This is a genomic window from Bacteroides sp. 43_46 (genome assembly GCF_001915455.1).
GTDB lineage: Bacteria > Bacteroidota > Bacteroidia > Bacteroidales > Bacteroidaceae > Bacteroides > Bacteroides caccae.
Genome location: NZ_MNQN01000098.1, coordinates 44,234 through 63,834, shown reverse-complemented (window position 1 = coordinate 63,834; position 19,601 = coordinate 44,234). Strand labels below are relative to the sequence as shown.

The window sequence follows — 19,601 nt, the reverse complement described above, 5'->3', positions numbered from 1 at the left end:
TTAATTATAAATTACTAATTACAATTTAATAGCGACAAAATTACTAAAAAAAGAGTAGCCAGCCTAAACTCCTGTTAGAAATTACTAGCATATAATTAGTATTTAGTAATCCGTAATTAATTGAAATACCTATAAATGGTGATTGTATTTCCGTGAAATATTCCGTTTCTTTGCAGCATCTAAACATAAATAGGTATAAATGGATAATTTACAGAAATATAAACCAACCGATAAGATGATTGATCTTATCAGTGATAACTATTCTTTGTTGCAAGTGATGAGTCGTTTCGGACTTTCGTTGGGATTTGGTGATAAAACGGTCAAAGAAGTTTGTGAACTTAACGGAGTAGACTGTCGGACTTTTCTTATTGTTGTCAACTTTATAGCTGAAGGTTTTTCCCGGTTGGATGGAGATGACGGAGAAATTTCCATTCCAGGATTGATAGATTATCTGCGTCAGGCGCATATTTATTTTCTTGATTTCTCCCTTCCCGCTATTCGTCGTAAACTGATTGAAGCGATAGACTGTTCTCAGGATGATGTCGCTTTTCTTATTCTCAAATTCTTCGATGAATATACAAGGGAGGTGCGCAAGCACATGGATTATGAAGAAAAAACAGTGTTTAAGTATGTGGATTTACTGATTAAAGGGGATGCTCCTAAAAACTACCAGATCAGTACGTTCTCTAAGCATCATGATCAAGTAGGGGAGAAGTTGACAGAACTGAAAAATATCATAATTAAATATTGCCCTGCCAAGGCGAACGAAAATTTGCTGAATGCAGCCCTTTTTGATATTTATGCTTGTGAGGCGGGATTGGAATCCCATTGCAAGGTTGAAGATTATATTTTTGTTCCTGCCATTCTGAAGTTGGAAAGGAGGATAAGAGAAAATGAAAAATAACGAAGTTATTCGAATAGCCATTGCAGAAACTTCTGTAATTATTCGTGGAGGACTGACTGCGGCATTGAAACGTCTTCCTAATGCAAAGGTGCAGCCAATAGAGTTACTTTCTGCTGAGGCTTTGCATGATTGCTTGCGGACACAATGCCCTGAAATGTTGATTGTAAATCCGACTTTTGGCGATTATTTTGACGTAAATAAGTTCCGGGAAGAAGTATCTGGCAAAAAGATACGTTTGATAGCATTGGTCACTTCTTTTGTGGATGCTTCATTGCTAAGTAAGTATGACGAGTCGATCTCCATATTCGATGATCTGGAAACTCTTTCCAAGAAAATTGCCGGTTTGTTGGATATGTCTTCGGAAGAGGATGAAGTGGATAGTCAGGACGCACTTAGCCAACGGGAGAAAGAGATTGTGATCTGTGTGGTAAAAGGTATGACTAATAAAGAAATTGCGGAAAAATTGTTTTTATCGATTCATACAGTGATTACTCACCGGAGGAATATTAGCAAAAAATTGCAAATACACAGTGCAGCTGGTCTGACTATCTATGCTATTGTAAATAAGCTGGTTACGCTTAGCGATGTGAAAGATTTGTAACTACTGAAAGTGTTATAAAACACAAAACCGTTTGCGTACACGAAAATATTTCGTACCTTTGCAGTGCAGTTGAGAAACTGTTAGTTTATAAGGTAAAAGAAAAAGGTTAAAGGTATTAGATTTGACAATTTAAGGTATTAATGGTTTTAGTTCAATAGGAAAAGTTTTAATAGAAGGTAAAAGGATAACGATAGGTAACACGTTTTTAGGTAAAAAGAAGATTAGTTTTCAGGAAAAAAGAGGTAATGAGAAGAAAAGCCCCCAAAGGCTTTTCTGATGCGAGGCGAGTGGTTCCATAGAAGGAATTAGCTCGTTTTTTTATTTGGGGAACAGATTAACGGAGTTATGTTTCCTGATTAATAAAACCTAAAGTCTGTGTAATCTGTGCTTAAAACAAAAACAAAATCCCGACGAAATCGCTTCGGCGGGACTCTATTTCATTTTTACTTAAATGTGGCTACGTAATAAAATTATGACTAATTAATTCAATTCTGATACTGCAAAGATAAAGCGTTTCAGTGGGTGTCACAATCACCTTTATGAGGTATATTGCGTAGCTATTCTCACTATTTATAATTACCGGATACTGTTTTTTCCACCTTTTTCCATTCTTTTGTTTCAAAATCATAGGTTTTGATAACTTTTGCAGGACATCCGGCACATATAGAATAGGAAGGTACGGAATGGCTGACTACGCTTCCGGCAGCTACTACACAGTGCTTCCCTAAAGTTACTCCTGGAAGAATAACTGAGTTAGCGCCTACCCATACGTCATCTTCAATAACAACGGGCTGTGTGTTGACCCCTTGTTCGTCGATCATCTTTTTCACATCCTGATAATTATGATTGAGTCCTGTTACGGTCACATTTTGGGCTAGATTAACGTGATTGCCGATATTGGCCGGACCTATAATCGTATTTCTTAATCCGACACGGGTATAATCTCCGATAGTCAAATCACCAACTGCATTATTAAGGCAGGAGAAATCTTCAACCACAGAATATTTTCCTAAAAAGAAATGGTTGAAAGGAGGAAGATCTTTGCGTACACTCCGATAGATCACAGAGCCTTTTCCGCGTTTCAGGTAGATGAAATCAAAGAGGCGTATCCACCAGTTTGGACGAGTTTTGACAGGATGCATAATAAGCCGATACACTGCTTGCTTTAAACTGGGTTTTTCTTTAATTCGTTGCTTAAATGTCTTTTTCTCCATATTGAATGTTTTTTCTTTTTGTCTTCCACCAAATAATCCGGAATAGCCAGACTATAAGTAACTAGTAGGCCGAAGAGTATAAGCCACCAGCCGATAGATAATGCCCAGTTATATCCTGTAATCAGCAATGTCCATACACTGACGAAGATACACATTTTTAGCGGAGAAGGTATTAGATGCTGTACTATTCGGTTACAGAAATTCCAGTTCCCTTCCAAAAGCGAAGGGAAAAAATAAGAGGCTGTCTTTCGGAGGCGTCTCCTATATGGGTGAACCGGACTTGATTGACAGTATACAATAGCATCCGGAAGGTAGTCAATATATACATTCTTCTGAAATAACTTCCGTTCGATATTGGTTTTAGAGCTTCTCAGATTGTTTTGCAACCATCCCAAGTCGATAGCCATATTGGTTCCGGATAAGTTAGACGACAGTCCGAATTGTGTATTTCCAGCTCTGAAAAGGCTGTTCTTTATTTCTTTGCATATAGCACGGAAACGATTACAGAAACCTTTGCGATTTTCAATAACTGTGTGTAATTGAATGGCTTGTATTCCGGCATCATACGCATTGTAGATTTTCTCCAGAAAGAGTGGAGACAGAGAAATGGCTGTGTTTGATAAGATAAGGACCAGTTGATAGTGTTCTCTGTCAAGAGTATTGATTCCTTGATGCAAATCATTGTATGTGAAGAATTCGTAAGATTCTTCACGATAGATTACGGGAAGCGGACTTTCTTCCGGAACGAGGATAGCACAATGGTATTTCTTTTCAGCTTTTGGATAGACAATGCGCTTGAAGTGCGATGCAACTGCCAATACAAAGAGGTATAGAATAACAATCCCCACGAAGAAGAATACCAGGTCATCTATTATGTAAATGTAGGTGCTCATCGTCTGTAAAAGGTTATACGTTCTCTTTTTGAATAAATGCAGTAACTGTTTTCAGAATAATTTTGATGTCCAACCAGAAAGAGAATGTCTTTGCATACTTGATATCCAACTGTTTGCGTTCTTCCGCAGATAACTTGCCGGCTTCACCTCTTTTTTCTACTTGCCATAGCCCGGTAAGTCCTGCCGGTCCCATAAAGCGGTCGATATGTTCATCACTAGTTAGTAATTCGGCTTCGTAGAGTGGGAGAGGGCGATTACCTACTATGGACATATCTCCTTTTAAGATATTAATAAGCTGTGGTAATTCGTCAATACTATATTTACGAATGAAGCGCCCTATCTTCGTTATTCTAGGATCATTTTCCAACTTGACAAAAGCATTACTTTTCTCTTTCGATTTTTTGTGAATATAATCTTCTTCGGAAATAACGAAATCATCAGATATCAGGAGAATTTCTTCTTCGTCCACTTTTTGAATTTCTTCGGTCTCTTGCTCTTCTCCCCAAATATCTTCCTCTTGCTGATACTGGTTGAGCGTATTGAAATCCTTCAAATGTTTGTCGGCATCGGTATACATGGACCGAAATTTGAGAAAATCAAAAATCAGATAATTGCTTCCTACACGTTTGGATTTGTAAATAATAGGACCTTTGCTTTCTAGGCGGATAGCCAGTGCTGTGAGTATGAGAAGTGGGGAAAGACATAACAATGCCATTCCTGAAAAGACGATATCAAAAGCTCTTTTCCATAAAGGTAGGCGGAAAGCATTCAAGTTTTGCGTCTTGAGTTGAAGTGCCTGTATCTTTTGATCTTTTCTATGTTTCAGGAAGGTTGACAGAGCCTGCAAGGATTCCGGATTCGTTTCGTATTTAATGGTATTATTTATACCGGCTTTGAGATATTCTGGAGCTTCTTCTTTAGATAAAGAATCAATGACGAGTACCATATAAAGTCCCGGATACTTTTTGCGCATATAATGAATATTTGCAATATCTTGGGATAGATTTATCTGTTCGAAAAACAGAGCTGTATCGTATTTTTCCCGTATCTTGTCTAGTACCTTAATTGCTTGATTACAATTAGATGCTGCATAAAATACCCCTATGCTAAGTTTAGAGAATAGGTTTATAGTCTTGCTATCTTTGCCTATGTAAACAAAATATTGCATATAGAGGATCTGGTGTTAATCGATAATCTTTTTGATTCGAATTTTGAGTTCTAGTGGATTGAATGGCTTTAAAATATAATCTTCCGCTCCTTCTTCCAGCAATCTGATTCTTTCGGTTGTACTTTCTTCACTAGATAACATAACGATAGGTATTGACTTGAATAACTCGTTATTTTTCATATATCTTAGAAATTCGTCACCTGTCATTAACGGCATACGGATGTCTGAAATGATAAGATCAGGTACGTTACCTTCATTCAGCCATTCTATTGCTTTAATGGGATCTTCCAAATAGGTAAAATCATAATCCTTACCTAGGTATATACCGGCAACTTTTCCAATAGTCGCTTTATCATCGACTAGTAATATTTTTTTCTTCATACGAATAGACCTTTCTATCGCTTGCTTTGTTATTGATTTATAGATTAGCTTACTGTCACAGATTATTTATGACAGTTTGCAAATATAGATATTATTTTAGAATAATCTCTCAATATTGACAAGTAAAATTCGTGATATATATTTATTTTATCTAATAAATCTCTCAGTGCGATGTTCTAATAGAAAAACACGGATTTCATCAATATGAAATCCGTGTTATCAATAAATATTTGGTTGTTATTTGTACACTTTAGATGAATCGAATGTTTTCCACCATTCCTGATTCTTAACACCACCGCTAGTTACCCAATCTGTAAACAAGGAATAAACAGTTTTTATATTTACATATTCTAAAGCCCACTTGAAGTCAGTAGGGACCATGATTCCCCATGCCAGATTGTCTTTACTGATGTAATATTTCTTACCGGAAACAGAACTATTATCATTATTTCCTCCAAATAAATCAGTATTAGCTAGTTTGGTTGGTTGATAGCCGATAACATGAATTTCTTTACGATTATTTCTATTTCCTTCCACAAAAATGAAAACATTCAGTTTGTTGATGTTTAATTCATCCGGAGAAATCGGATTGCTGAGTTTTATGGTGAAACTGATGTTCTTAACATTCGTATTGTTTGAATGATTGGCAAAGGTGTTAATTTGTTCATACCGATCTCTTCCCAATGCTTTGTGCGCATCGTCGAATAACGGAATAACTGCATAATCTTGTCCGTTCTCAATCTTATTACTGTTCAGGTTGAAGCTTTTGATAAGAGAGTTGTCACTAAATTCAACAGGTTGCATAATTGCGCTGGCAGGAACACCGTCCAACATGATAGCAGCTCCAATACTTTTAGTAGCTCCGGTAGCGGCTAAATCGATGCTTAATTTGAATTCTTCCACTTTATTATTCTTATTGAGAGAAATCGTTCTTTCTTTGATAATCATGACTAAATCATTCATATCATAGTCTCCATATAATGGCCATTGATCTTCAAATAAATATGCATAATTATGTGTATCATCCACTATGATCGGGAATTTAGGTTCCTCTGGTTCTTCTCCCTTATTTCCTTCGTTCTTTGTTCCTGTACAAACTTCGATAGTTACTTTGGATTCTCCTATTTTTGTAATATATGCGCCGTTCTGTACATGAAAATTAGTCCAATGTGGACTTTTCTCTACATGATTATCTGATTCAATAGCCAAATTGCCGTCATAAGTAAATCCTTGACCGGCTATAATGGGAGATTTTATCATAGAGGTGTTTTCACCTTTTCCATAGAACGTAGCATAACCAGGAGGTATATCCAGTCTTGTAGTTGCTTCCAGCATAGAGCCGTTATTCAAGTTAACAACTCCGTTTTGGAACTCCATTTTAGGTGCCTTGATATATCCTTGGGTTAAGTTTAACTTAATTCCGTTTGCGTAGAAGGAAATAGTGGCTTCCATACTGCAACTATTGTTGACGGTAGGATTAGTGAAACTGATCGTCTCAAAAATGATTATATTTTTGTTTGTGATAACAGCATCTGAGTTTGCAATCATTTTTTTTCCATAAATCTCTCCGTTATTTTCTAATGAGAAATTAGACGGAAGGTTAAACTCTCCTTCAAGTTCAATCTTATTGTCGTTGATAATTTGGGTATTTGAATTAATTGCTATGTCCTTGCTTGTTATAGTACCTCCGTTGTAGAGTGTAGCTCCCGAATGTAATGTCATAGTGTTTGTAACTGATACATTACCCCAGTTTCTTAATGCCGCAGGTGCTCCGTTAGTAAATGATATATTTTCGGCTTCAACGTTTCCTTCATCCATGACAGTCAGCATGGAGTTTCTTATAAAAGTCATCACTCCGGATGCTTTTATTTTAGCATTGTCCATAACTATGATTTCAATACCATTCTGGAACTGGAATGTAGTCGGAATTGTCCATGTTGCATCAACGTAAACTTTGGTTTTAATCTCACCGTCATATCCGTCAAATTTGAATGTACCGTTATAGTCAGAGGTAATTTTATAGGAAGCGTCACGCAGTAAAGTTGTTCCTTGCATTTCTGTAATTTCTTTTGCTTCACTTGGTATGGAAGTATAAACCGGTTTCTCGGGTGAAACAGCTCTTGTGGTAGCGGTACGGCTCATTAACACTCTGTTTTGAGCAGCAGATTCTTGATAGTAGAGTTTACAGGTAAAGTTGTCATTATCTTCCGGCACATCAAACAGATATACCTCTACACGTCCTCTGGGATCAGTCTGCTTTATATAAATACCTTTTTGCGTAGGTAGCAGAGTGATAGCAGCTGTAGCTTTAAAGTTATTCTCTTTATTTGCTGTCCTTGTAGCCAGTACAGATGCGTTTTCATTAGTAAGAGGATCTTCTGTATATATTTCTACTAAGTAGGAATATAACCCTCCTTCTTCATCTTTAACTTCGACTGTGACATTTTCTGTTTTGATTGTGCTCCAATCAAAACCATCAGGAGCAGCAAAACCGTCTCCCATTGGGTTGGACGTTTCGTAGGAGGGATCATACAAATCCTTCCCCGAGTCAACACAACTAAACAGGATACCTCCCATTGCTATTGCAATGATTGGCATGAAATGAATTGTTTTTTTCATCATAATTAATATTGCTTGATTGTTTGTAACCAAAATCTAATGCAAAAATAGCCGCATGTCTTATATTTAGGCTGTATTTTCTGTTATTTTATGTAGGAAAAACAATTGAATTTCCGTTTCGGTTCTATTTTAGCTCTAGTAGGTGCGATTAAGACTTTTTATATGATAAGAAATCCCTTGATTTTCAAATCTACAGATATATCAGATTTGAGAATCAAAGGATTATAATAATCGAATGGGTGTCTTAAGACTTGGTGATTTCTCCTATTAAACAGGAGTTCATTTTGTATCGTATATCTTTGTTGGGCAGTCCGTGTCCTAATAGAAACATTAGTTTTGTTATAGCACATTCAGGGGTACTGTCGTATCCGCTGATAACACCTGCTTCCAAGAGATGCATTCCGGTTTCGTAACGTCCCATTTCGACTGCTCCGGAAGCACATTGGGTGATGTTGACAATGATAATGCCTCGTTCAGTAGCCTCCTTTAATTGACGGATAAACCATTCTTTTTGCGGTGCATTTCCTGAACCGAAAGTTTTCATTACCACAGCTTTTAATCCGGGAACATGAAGGAGTGAAGTTACAATACTCTCTTGAATACCAGGGAAAAGGGTTAAAATAACCACATTGTTATCAAATAAGTAATGCGGCTTTAACGGCTTCGTAGGGTCTGGTTTACGAATGAGGTTGGGCTCGTATTTAATGTGTATGCCAACTCGTGCCAAAGGCGGGTAATTGAAAGAGCGAAAAGCATTAAAGTTTTCTGCATTGATTTTGGTGGTACGATTACCACGCATCAGATGATTTTCAAAGAAAATGCATACCTCCGGAACGATAGCAGTGCCATCCGGATTTTTTGCAGCAGCGATTTCAATAGCAGTGATGAGATTTTCTTTCCCGTCTGTACGCAAAGTTCCGATAGGGAGTTGGGAGCCGGTGAGGATCACAGGCTTACTCAGATTCTCAAGCATAAAACTTAAGGCGGAGGCTGTATATGCCATTGTATCTGTTCCGTGAAGGATCACAAAACCGTCGAAATAATCATAATTGTAATTGATGATTTTTACCAGTTTTGCCCAGTAAGCAGGCTCCATGTCCGAAGAATCGATAGGAGGATTAAATTGATAGGAGGAAATGCGATAGTTGAATCTTTTTAGCTCAGGAACGTGCTTGAGCAGATGATCGAAATTAAAGTTTTCTAGCGCACCAGTTTCTGGGTTTTCTATCATTCCGATAGTTCCACCCGTGTAAATTAACAAAACGGAAGGAGTTTCTGCTCTCATAATTGTTGAATTACTGTTAAAACGCTGACAAAGATATAGATTAATTGCGAATTATGGATAGTAAATGATAAATTTGTTTGTATTTTAGCGTAAAATGTTATAATATTGAATATTTATGCGGATGTATGCTAGGAATTAAAAGGAAAAGCAGGGTAAGTAGCTAAAGTAGTAACTACTTACTCCTGATTACTTCTATAAACTTACTTCAGTGCTTCTTTCAGTTTGAGAATAGCTTTTTCCGGGTCTTTTTCTTCTTCGAGCAGGGTGACGAATCGACTACCTATAATAGCTCCTGAAGCATGTTCGCAGGCAGCCTGAAAAGTTGCCTTGTTAGAAATTCCGAATCCTACCATTAATGGGTTTTTTAGATGCATATCTTCAATCTTCTTGAAGTATAACCGTTTTTGTTCATTGAAATCCTGTTGAGCTCCGGTAGTGGCTGCCGATGAAACCATATAAATGAATCCGTCTGTATGTGCATCAATCTCACGTACACGTTCTTCGCTGGTTTCGGGGGTGATAAGCATAATCACTTTAATGTCGTAACGTTCGGCAATGATGCGATAGCGTTCCTGGTAATCATGGAAGGGAAGGTCAGGAATAATAACACCGTCGATTCCGCACTCCACGCATTTGCGACAGAAATTTTCGAATCCGAACTGCATAATCGGGTTTAAATAGCCCATTAATACTAATGGGATTTTTACATCCCGGCGGATGTTACGTAATTGTTCAAAAAGTACCTTTAGGGACATTCCGTTGCGTAATGCTTGAGTTGCGGCATTTTGAATGACAATACCGTCTGCCATTGGGTCACTGAAGGGGATTCCGACTTCGATCATGCTGACACCATGCTTTTCGAGGGTACGGATCACATCGGCAGTACCGTCCAAAGTTGGATCACCTGCACAAAAATAAATGGAAAGTAAATCTTTCTTATTGCTATTGAAGAGTTGGTTAATTCTGTTCATGACTTTAAAAAATTAAATTTATCATTTTAGTTCATTTAAAAATGTCCGGATTCGTACCGGATCTTTTTTCCCCGGTTCCAATTCAAAACGGCTGTTCAGGTCGTAACCGGCGAGACGTGGATGTTTGAACTCCTTTAGTGCGTTGGCGCTGTAAGAGTTGATGCCTCCGCTAAGAAGGAAAGGAAGGAGACCGTTATAGGTATGCAGAATATTCCAGTCGAACAAGTTACCGGAGCCGCCGTATTGTTCGCATTTGGTATCGAACAGGAAAAGGTCACAGACTTTCTCATACTTATATACATTTTTCAGATCTTTCGGATGGGATATAGAAAAGGCTTTGATAATTTTTATCCCCATGGAATACAATGATCGACAGTATTCCGGTGACTCATTTCCATGTAGTTGCACATAGTTTAGTCCGAAACGGTCAGCATACATACTGACAATCTGCTTGTCTTCGTTCACAAAAACACCGACACGGTGGGTGTGGATAGGCAGATAAGCCGGAAGCTCATAGACATACCGGGGAGATTTGGGATAGAAGATAAATCCCAGCATATCTATATCTTGGAGCGATTCTATCTCCTGTATGTTTTCGGCTTCGCGCATACCGCATACTTTGATGATTTTTCCGTTGACCATAAATCTTCTGTTTTGAATAATTGATTTATTGTATACCTTGCAGGAAATTCCCTAAGGTGTTTCCCGGTTGTGTAGTTCTCATAAATGTTTCTCCGATCAGGAATCCCCGGAATCCGGCTGTTTGCAGACGTTTTACAGTTTGCGGGTCGGAGATTCCGCTTTCGGATACCAATACTGCATCTTGGGGAAGTTGTCCGGCCAGCCGAAAAGAGTTTTCCACATCAGTGAAGAATGTTCCTAAATTCCGATTGTTGATTCCCACCATATCTATTTTCTCATTAATATAAGTTAACTCCTCGGAACTGTGAATTTCTAGTAGTACTTCCAGACCTAAATCGTGTGCTTTCTTCACAAGTTCATTGCATTTTTCCGGTTTCAAAGCAGCGGCAATGAGAAGTACAGCATCTGCACCAACAATTTTAGCTTGATAGAGTTGGTATTCGTCAATGATAAAATCTTTTCTAAGAATCGGAATATCTACCAAAGGACGTGCAGCGCGAATGTCTTTCAAGTTCCCTCCGAAAAACTTCTCATCCGTGAGGATAGAGAGCGCAGAGGCCCCCGCAGCCGCATAAGCCGGAGCTATTTCTTCCGGACGAGCCTCCTGCTTTATCCAGCCTTTGGACGGAGAACGACGTTTGAACTCTGCTATAATTCCCGGAGACGAGGAAATTAATGCCTGTTTCATGGAACGGGAAGACGGCATTTCACTAATTCCTTCCTGCAACTGCTCGATAGAAATCGCCTGTTTTTGCAGATCTACTTCAAATCGTTTATTTGCTATGATTTCGGATAATATATCTTTCATATTTTAATTATTGAGTTCAATAAACTTCTTTAATGTATTCAGTGCCCTTCCGCTTTCTAGTGATTCTTTTGCAAGAGTGATACATTCTTCAATAGTCTTTTCCGGACAAATAACATGAATGGCAAAAGCCGAATTAACTACTACTACATTTTTTTGAGCTTCAGTTGCTGTATTATTCATGATATTATCGAAAATTTTGGCAGCCTCTTTCGGTGTCTGACCGCCATCCAGGTCAATGTCCCTATAACGGGAGAATCCGAGGCTTTCGGGAGTATAAATCTTTTCGTTGTCACTCGTTGCTACCTTAAATTCATTCGTCAGAGAAATTTCATCATATCCGTCCAAGCTATGAACAACGGCAAATTTGGTTTTACTTTCCTGATAAGTATAAGTATAGAGGCGTAATAACGGAAGATTGTAAACTCCCAAAAGTTGATAAGCCGGTAATACTGGATTTACTAACGGGCCGAGCATATTAAAAAAGGTACGCACGGCAAGTCCTTTGCGAACCGGAGCGACCGCTTTTAATGCCGGATTAAACAACGGAGCGTGCAGATAAGTAATGTTACATTGTTCCATGCTGCGGCGCAACTGATCTATATCGTCGGTGAACTTTACACCATGTTGTTCCATTACGTTACTGGCGCCACTAACAGATGTTGCTCCGTAATTACCATGTTTCACGACCGGGAAACCTGCTCCGGCTACCGTGAAGCAAGATGCTGTGGAAATATTGAACGTGTTTTTCCCGTCACCACCGGTTCCTACAATATCTATCGGCGCAAATTCGCTTAAATCAACCGGAACGCGCATTTCCAACAATGCGTCGCGGAAGCCGCATAATTCTTCGACTGAGATATTGCGCATTAGAAAGACAGTGATGAGTGAGGCCACCTGTACATCGTTATATTTTCCTTGTGCGATATTTTGTAAGATAGTACGGGCTTCATCACGTCCCAGATATTGATGCTCGAAAAGCTTGTATAGAATCTGTTTCATAAATTTAATTGTTTAAGAAGTTCTTGATAATTTCTTTTCCTTGCGGAGTTAATACTGATTCGGGGTGGAATTGTATCCCGTGCACATCATAGGTCCTATGGCGCAATGCCATGATTTGTCCTTCCCGGCTTTCTGCCGTTATTTCCAGACAGTCAGGAAAATCCTCCCGGCTGACCACCCAAGAGTGATAACGTCCTACGGGAATTTCTTTTCCCAGCCCTTCGAATAATACATCTTGTCGTAGGATACTGACCGGGGTCTGTACACCGTGATATACCTCTTTCAGATTCTCCAGTCGTGCACCGAAAGCCTCGCCGATAGCCTGATGTCCCAGACAGACACCTAAAATACTTTTCGTGGCTGCATACTTTTTGATAATAGGCAACAATAAACCTGCTTCTTCCGGGATACCCGGCCCGGGAGACAAGATGATTTTATCGAATCGTTCCACATTATCAAGTCCTATTTGATCGTTGCGGACTACTTCTATGTCCGTAGCACCTAATTCTTTCACTGCGTGCAATAAGTTGTAGGTGAAAGAGTCGTAATTATCTAAAAGTAATATTTTCATTTTATGATTATTGTAAAATTGTTGCTTAAACAGGTTACTTTATTTTTTCTGCTTAGTTCTTTAATTGAACGGCTAAATCAATCGCCTTTTTCAGTGCTCCCAACTTATTGTTGACTTCTTGCAATTCGTATTCATCCTGACTCCGTGCCACAATACCACCTCCTGCCTGAAACCACAATTCATTGTTGCGACTGACGAAGGTACGGATAGTTATGGCTTGATTCAATTCACCGTTTAATCCGATAAAACCGATACAACCACCGTAAGCTCCGCGATTGTGAGGTTCTATTTCACTAATTAACTGCATGGCACGTACTTTGGGCGCGCCGCTCAAAGTGCCGGCAGGGAACGTATCAATAAAAGTTTTTATCTTGTCCGCATCCTCGTTCAATTCACCACTGACACGGCTAACCAAGTGGATGACATGACTGTAATATTGTGGCTCTTTATAGAAAAGTACCCGTACATCATGACAATTACGTGACAAGTCGTTTCTGGCAAGGTCTACCAGCATAACGTGCTCCGCATTTTCTTTAGGATCAGCCAGTAATGCTTCTGCCAGTTCACGGTCTTTCACGATATCGCCACTCCGGCGTGTTGTTCCGGCAATCGGATCGATATAAGCATGGTTGCTTTCAATCTTGCAGTGTGTTTCCGGTGAAGAACCGAAGATTCGATATCCTCCGAAATCGAAATAGAAAAGATAAGGGGAAGGGTTAATGCTGCGGAGTGCCCGATATACTTTGAAATCATCTCCGGCGTAAGGCTGAATGAACCTCCGGGAAAGAACGATCTGGAATACATCGCCACGCATACAGTGCGCAATACCTTTGCGGACGTTGGCTTTGTGTTCTTCATCTGTGATAGGGCTGGTAACGGGACCTGTCACAGAAAAATTGTAAGAAGCATAATTCCGGTTTTCAATAGCTGCTTCCAGTTCCGGCAGGCCGCTTTCTTCCCCTTCGGTCAACATCTCTACGAGTGTCAATTCATTTTTGAAATGATTGAAGACAATTATGTATTTGTATAATATATATAATAAGTCCGGTGCATCATTCTGTTCATCGTGGCTCTCTTTAACGGGAATATGTTCGAAGTATTTCACGGCATTGAAAGTCGTGTATCCATAAAGTCCGCATACATTCTTATTTTCTCCGGTCACTTGGAATTGATTGATGAATCGGTTCATTGCCTTTTCTACGGTGAATGTTTTCGTCAGCGGTTCTTCCGTGCGGCTATTGTCCGGATAGTTGGCTGTGACTATACCACTGTTCACACCGATATTTGCCAGTGGACAAAGGGCGATGAATGACAGTGAATTTTCTCCGGCGTGATAATCGGAACTCTCCATTAATGCAGATTGCGGATACATATCACGCACTTTCAGATAAATGCTGACCGGAGTATGCATATCTCCCAACACCTGTTTACTGTGGGTAGTATAATTGAATGTTTTCATTTTGATTACAAATTACAAGTTACAAATTACTGTGAACTAATTGTCCTGTTTTTCTTCGTTAAAGGATAAATAAGTCTCTATATCCTTGTCGCCACGTCCGGATACAGTTAATACGACTACATCTTCCGGTTTGAATTTCAACTTTTTTAAAGCGCCAAGCGCATGAGCTGATTCCAGTGCGGGGATAATTCCTTCAAACTTAGTCAGTTCATAAGCAGCTTCTATGGCTTCGTCATCGTTTATTGCCAGAACGTTGGCGCGTCTTTGTGCGGCAAGATTCGCGTGTATCGGTCCGATACCCGGATAATCGAGTCCGGCAGAAATCGAATAAGGTTCCTCAATTTGTCCGTCTTCGTTTTGGATAACGTAAGTACGTGCTCCGTGGATAATTCCCAATTTGCCAAGTTGAATGGTAGCTGCGGTCATTCCGGTTTCTATTCCCTTGCCTCCGGCTTCTGCCAGGACGATACCTACCCGCTCATCGTTGATATAATGATAAATAGTTCCGGCAGCATTACTTCCTCCTCCTACACAGGCTATCAGGTAGTCGGGGTAATCGCGTCCCTCTTTTTCTTGAAGTTGCTTTTTGATTTCTTCACTGATAACGGATTGCAGACGTGCCACCATATCCGGGTAAGGATGAGGTCCTACAGTAGAACCGATGATATAATAAGTGTCGGCGGGATGACAGCACCAGTCGCGGATAGCTTCGTTGGTAGCGTCTTTCAGTGTCATATTCCCGGAGGTGACAGGGATTACGGTAGCTCCCAGCATTTTCATTTTCTCAACGTTGATGTGCTGGCGTTCCACATCCGTTTTTCCCATGTATACGATACATTCCATATTCATTAGTGCACATACGGTAGCGGTAGCCACTCCATGTTGGCCGGCGCCGGTTTCGGCGATGATGCGCTTTTTTCCCATGCGGCGTGCCAATAGAATCTGTCCGATAGTGTTGTTGATTTTATGGGCACCTGTATGGTTCAAGTCTTCCCGTTTCAGATATAATTTGCAACCATATTTTTTCGAAAGGCGCCTTGCCGGATAGAGTGGGGAAGGACGTCCTACGTAATCACGTAACAACTGTTCGAATTCTTTCTTGAATTCCTCACTCTCAAGTACTTCGAGGTACTTATTCTTCAGTTCCTCTACACATTTGTGGAGAATTTCCGGTACATAAGCACCGCCGAACTCTCCGTAATAGCCATCCTGGTCAACTAAAAAACTTTTCATAATCCTATCTATTTTTATATGTTATTTTTTTCGATGTTTAGAAACGGGCAAATAAAAAAGCCCTGCCGCAAGTTGCGACAGGGCTCTTTCAAATCTGTTATATCTTTAATGAGGTATATACATACGAGCGCTGCTCCCTTACGACTGTCGGAGTTGTAACGGACGCCACCACCAATATGTATTTACTAATATAGTTCTCATTGTCATTTGTTATTTAACGGGAGCAAATATAGACACTTTGTTTGAAACAACAAACAAAAAATGACTTTTTTTCATTTTCCCCTTCATTTTTCTGATATAGAACAATTTTCCCCCTGATCTGTTCTTATAAATACTGAATATTTAAACAGAAAACAATTATGAAACAGAGAAAAGTATTAGTAGGTATCGCTATTGCCATTTTCGTTATATTATTACTTTATTGGTTGTTGGTAGCAGAAGATATGAAACCTTGGTTGTCGGCTATGGTTCCTTCTCTTACGCAGCAATTCATAGCCTGATTCCGACAAGGTTTCAGATAATTCGTGTATATTTGCATGAAACATGAAAAGTGAATAATAACCGAAATAATAACAATAGACAAGATATGGAAAATTTTATCTTTCAAAATCCCGTCAAACTGATAATGGGGCGCGGGATGATTGCCCGATTGGCGAAAGAAATTCCGTCCGACAAACGTATCATGATTACTTTTGGCGGTGGAAGTGTAAAGAAAAACGGGGTATACGATCAGGTGAAGGAAGCACTGAAGAATCATTATACCGTTGAATTTTGGGGGATTGAACCCAATCCTGCTATCGAAACTCTCCGCAAAGCGATTGCTTTGGGAAAAGAAGAGAAGGTAGATTATTTATTAGCTGTTGGTGGTGGTTCCGTGATTGACGGTACAAAATTAATCTCTGCCGGGTTATTGTATGACGGTGATGCTTGGGACTTGGTGCTTGCCGGACGTCCCGCTACCCACACTGTACCTCTTTCCACTGTGTTGACGCTTCCCGCTACCGGTTCGGAAATGAACAATGGAGCAGTGATCTCACGTCGTGAAACCAAAGAAAAATATCCTTTTTATTCCAACTATCCGTTATTCTCTATTCTTGATCCGGAAGTAACATTTACTTTACCTCCTCATCAAGTGGCTTGTGGATTGGCGGACACATTTGTACATGTCATGGAACAGTATATGACTACTCCCAGACAAAGCCGTGTCATGGACCGTTGGGCAGAAGGACTCCTGCAAACTCTTATAGAAATAGCTCCGAAAATCCGTGAGAACCAGCATGATTATCAACTTATGGCTGACTTTATGCTTTCGGCTACAATGGCATTGAATGGATTTATAGCTATGGGAGTATCGCAGGACTGGGCAACTCACATGATAGGACATGAAATCACTGCATTGCACGGGTTGACACACGGACATACGCTGGCGATTGTACTTCCCGCTACATTGCAAGTGCTTCGGGAAGCCAAAGGAGATAAACTTGTGCAATATGGTGAGCGCGTATGGGGAATAACTTCGGGTACAAAAGAGGAACGAATAGATGAGGCAATCCGCTGTACGGAACAATTCTTCCGTTCATTGGGGTTGACTACACGCCTGCACGAAGAAAACATCGGCCAGGAGACGATTCTTGAAATTGAACGCCGCTTCAATGAGCGAGGAGTAAAATATGGAGAAAATGGAAATGTGACAGGTGCTGTGGCTCGTAAGATATTGGAAACTGCACTATAATTTCTTTTCCTATAAGAAATAATAACTGCCTTGTGACTTTTATCAGAAAAGTATACAGGGCAGTTTTTTATTGTTCAATCGTATCGTGTATTGGCACCCCAAAGCAATACGGGAATATCTTGTTTGATATTAAAATGACGTCATTTAAACCAAAAATAATTTTAATTTGTTTTCTATAAGGGGGAAGAAATATCTATATTTGTTCACTCAAGTTTTTGATATCATCGAAATAAAACATTCATTTTATTTTATTACTTATGTTGATAACCATTATTATTCTCGTTCTTTCGGCTATCTTTTTTGTAAATGGTAAAATCCGTTCGGATATTGTGGCGTTATGTGCGCTGGTTGCTTTACTTGTCTTTCAGATATTAACTCCTGATGAAGCCCTTTCGGGTTTCTCCAATTCGGTAGTTATTATGATGATCGGACTGTTTGTGGTAGGAGGTGCTATTTTTCAAACAGGGTTGGCAAAGATGATAAGTTCGCGTATTCTTAAACTTGCGGGAACGAGTGAAATTCGTCTGTTTCTATTGGTGATGTTGGTGACTTCAGCTATCGGTGCATTTGTCAGCAATACCGGAACAGTAGCGTTAATGCTTCCTATTGTGGTTAGTCTGGCGATGAGTGCTGGGATGAATCCGAGCCGCTTGCTGATGCCGTTGGCATTTGCAAGTAGTATGGGAGGCATGATGACATTGATTGGTACTCCGCCGAACCTTGTGATACAGAACACATTAACTTCGGCAGGACTCGAACCGCTTTCTTTCTTCTCTTTTCTGCCTGTTGGCATTGTTTGTGTGATTGTCGGTACATTGGTATTGATGCCGCTTAGTAAATGGTTTCTGTCTAAAAAAGGACAGAAGAATGACAGTAACCGTTCAGGAAAATCGTTAAAGCAGTTGGTCAATGAATACGGGCTTTCCAGTAACCTGTTTCGTTTGCAGGTGATAGGGGATTCCCGACTCTTGGGAAAAACGATTATTGATTTGGATATACGACGCAAATATGGATTGAATATAATGGAAGTCCGTCGTGGGGATGCATCGCAACATCGTTTCCTGAAAACTATCACGCAGAAATTTGCGGCACCGGATACGGTTTTGCAAGTAGAAGATATTCTGTATGTGACAGGAGATTTTGAGAAAGTACAACTGTTTGCTGAAGATTATCTGCTCGATATATTAGGTGACCATGCTACCGAGGAAACGAAAAATACAACTAGTTCTCTTGATTTTTATGATATAGGTATTGCTGAAATAGTATTGATGCCTGCGTCTAATTTGGTAAACCAGACAATTAAAGAAGCCGGATTCCGTGATAAATATAATGTGAACGTTTTAGGTATCCGTCGTAAAAAGGAATATCTGTTACAGGATTTGGGAAATGAGCATATTCATAGTGGCGACGTGCTTTTGGTACAAGGCACTTGGGGAAATATCGCCCGTCTTAGTAAGGAAGACTCTGATTGGGTGGTATTAGGTCAGCCTTTAGCCGAAGCTGCTAAAGTAACTTTAGACTATAAAGCTCCGGTGGCTGCTGCTATCATGGTGTTAATGGTGTTAATGATGGTATTTGATTTTATCCCGGTTGCTCCGGTTACGGCTGTTATGATTGCGGGTATATTAATGGTACTGACAGGGTGTTTCCGTAATGTAGAGGCCGCATACAAAACGATAAATTGGGAAAGTATTGTACTCATTGCAGCAATGTTGCCTATGTCGTTGGCATTGGAGAAAACAGGAGCGTCGGAGTATATATCCAATACATTGGTGAGCGGATTGGGTTCCTATGGACCATTGGCTCTGATGGCGGGTATCTATTTTACTACTTCATTGATGACTATGTTTATCAGTAATACGGCTACTGCGGTACTGCTGGCACCTATTGCTTTGCAAAGTGCTATACAAATCGGGGTTAGCCCGATTCCTTTCCTGTTTGCTGTGACAGTGGGGGCAAGTATGTGTTTTGCTTCTCCATTCTCTACGCCGCCTAATGCATTGGTAATGCCTGCCGGACAATATACTTTTATGGATTATGTGAAAGTAGGATTACCGTTACAGATTATCATGGGAATTGTGATGATATTTGTTTTGCCTTTGATCTTCCCTTTTTGATTGA

18 protein-coding genes are annotated in these 19,601 nt (G+C 39.7%); 5 read left to right on the top strand and 13 right to left on the bottom strand.

The annotated features are described in order from the left end of the window. Nucleotides 1-199: 199 nt before the first annotated feature. Together BHV72_RS08135 and BHV72_RS08130 are read left to right on the top strand one after the other, a co-directional pair. Nucleotides 200-904: a hemerythrin domain-containing protein gene (locus BHV72_RS08135; protein ID WP_122139569.1), complete on the top strand. Its 705-nt coding sequence runs from the start codon at nucleotides 200-202 to the stop codon at nucleotides 902-904. Beyond that, nucleotides 894-1,505, top strand: a complete 612-nt coding sequence (locus BHV72_RS08130; protein WP_005675649.1) for a response regulator transcription factor — start codon at nucleotides 894-896, stop codon at nucleotides 1,503-1,505. Before BHV72_RS08135 ends, BHV72_RS08130 begins: the two co-directional genes overlap by 11 nt. Before the next feature lie 566 nt (nucleotides 1,506-2,071). Here the strand turns inward: BHV72_RS08130 and BHV72_RS08125 are convergent. The 13 genes from BHV72_RS08125 to trpB form a co-directional block, all read right to left on the bottom strand. Next, a complete protein-coding gene (locus BHV72_RS08125; RefSeq protein ID WP_022041918.1) occupies nucleotides 2,072-2,719 on the bottom strand; it encodes an acyltransferase in 648 nt (215 codons plus the stop codon). Further along, on the bottom strand, nucleotides 2,671-3,612 hold the full coding sequence (locus tag BHV72_RS08120; RefSeq protein WP_022041919.1) for a glycosyltransferase family 2 protein: 942 nt from the start codon (nucleotides 3,610-3,612) through the stop codon (nucleotides 2,671-2,673). The genes BHV72_RS08125 and BHV72_RS08120 overlap by 49 nt, the downstream gene beginning before the upstream one ends. Nucleotides 3,613-3,625: 13 nt before the next feature. Beyond that, the gene (locus BHV72_RS08115) at nucleotides 3,626-4,780 is read right to left on the bottom strand and encodes a sugar transferase (RefSeq protein ID WP_286855570.1); all 1,155 of its coding nucleotides are present in this window, start codon (nucleotides 4,778-4,780) and stop codon (nucleotides 3,626-3,628) included. A 15-nt stretch (nucleotides 4,781-4,795) separates the two neighbouring features. Then, nucleotides 4,796-5,161, bottom strand: a complete 366-nt coding sequence (locus BHV72_RS08110; RefSeq protein ID WP_005675653.1) for a response regulator — start codon at nucleotides 5,159-5,161, stop codon at nucleotides 4,796-4,798. Between the two features lie 237 nt (nucleotides 5,162-5,398). Further along, a complete protein-coding gene (locus BHV72_RS08105; RefSeq protein WP_130057505.1) occupies nucleotides 5,399-7,783 on the bottom strand; it encodes an LruC domain-containing protein in 2,385 nt (794 codons plus the stop codon). A gap of 241 nt (nucleotides 7,784-8,024) precedes the next feature. After that, on the bottom strand, nucleotides 8,025-9,065 hold the full coding sequence (locus BHV72_RS08100) for an asparaginase (RefSeq protein WP_005675655.1): 1,041 nt from the start codon (nucleotides 9,063-9,065) through the stop codon (nucleotides 8,025-8,027). A gap of 200 nt (nucleotides 9,066-9,265) precedes the next feature. Beyond that, nucleotides 9,266-10,036: a tryptophan synthase subunit alpha gene (trpA, locus tag BHV72_RS08095; RefSeq protein ID WP_286855569.1), complete on the bottom strand. Its 771-nt coding sequence runs from the start codon at nucleotides 10,034-10,036 to the stop codon at nucleotides 9,266-9,268. Nucleotides 10,037-10,057: 21 nt separating this feature from the next. After that, nucleotides 10,058-10,678 (bottom strand): phosphoribosylanthranilate isomerase, encoded by a 621-nt coding sequence (locus BHV72_RS08090; RefSeq protein ID WP_022041923.1) that lies wholly within the window; start codon nucleotides 10,676-10,678, stop codon nucleotides 10,058-10,060. A 25-nt stretch (nucleotides 10,679-10,703) separates the two neighbouring features. After that, the gene (trpC, locus tag BHV72_RS08085) at nucleotides 10,704-11,486 is read right to left on the bottom strand and encodes an indole-3-glycerol phosphate synthase TrpC (protein ID WP_122295419.1); all 783 of its coding nucleotides are present in this window, start codon (nucleotides 11,484-11,486) and stop codon (nucleotides 10,704-10,706) included. Nucleotides 11,487-11,489: 3 nt separating this feature from the next. After that, a complete protein-coding gene (gene trpD / locus BHV72_RS08080) occupies nucleotides 11,490-12,485 on the bottom strand; it encodes an anthranilate phosphoribosyltransferase (protein WP_286855568.1) in 996 nt (331 codons plus the stop codon). Nucleotides 12,486-12,489: 4 nt separating this feature from the next. After that, nucleotides 12,490-13,056, bottom strand: coding sequence for an anthranilate synthase component II (locus tag BHV72_RS08075; protein ID WP_122295418.1), 567 nt, complete (start codon nucleotides 13,054-13,056; stop codon nucleotides 12,490-12,492). A gap of 52 nt (nucleotides 13,057-13,108) precedes the next feature. After that, nucleotides 13,109-14,515 (bottom strand): anthranilate synthase component I family protein, encoded by a 1,407-nt coding sequence (locus BHV72_RS08070; protein ID WP_122265032.1) that lies wholly within the window; start codon nucleotides 14,513-14,515, stop codon nucleotides 13,109-13,111. 36 nt (nucleotides 14,516-14,551) lie between these two features. Next, nucleotides 14,552-15,748: a tryptophan synthase subunit beta gene (gene trpB / locus BHV72_RS08065; protein WP_022041927.1), complete on the bottom strand. Its 1,197-nt coding sequence runs from the start codon at nucleotides 15,746-15,748 to the stop codon at nucleotides 14,552-14,554. Nucleotides 15,749-16,107: 359 nt separating this feature from the next. Between trpB and BHV72_RS08060 the strand changes: the two genes are divergently transcribed. From BHV72_RS08060 to BHV72_RS08050, 3 genes are all read left to right on the top strand, one after another. Beyond that, nucleotides 16,108-16,248, top strand: a complete 141-nt coding sequence (locus tag BHV72_RS08060; protein WP_005675664.1) for a hypothetical protein — start codon at nucleotides 16,108-16,110, stop codon at nucleotides 16,246-16,248. An 86-nt stretch (nucleotides 16,249-16,334) separates the two neighbouring features. Continuing rightward, nucleotides 16,335-17,480 (top strand): iron-containing alcohol dehydrogenase, encoded by a 1,146-nt coding sequence (locus BHV72_RS08055; protein WP_022041928.1) that lies wholly within the window; start codon nucleotides 16,335-16,337, stop codon nucleotides 17,478-17,480. Nucleotides 17,481-17,737: 257 nt separating this feature from the next. Further along, nucleotides 17,738-19,597, top strand: coding sequence for an SLC13 family permease (locus tag BHV72_RS08050; RefSeq protein ID WP_022041929.1), 1,860 nt, complete (start codon nucleotides 17,738-17,740; stop codon nucleotides 19,595-19,597). Nucleotides 19,598-19,601 lie beyond the last annotated feature (4 nt).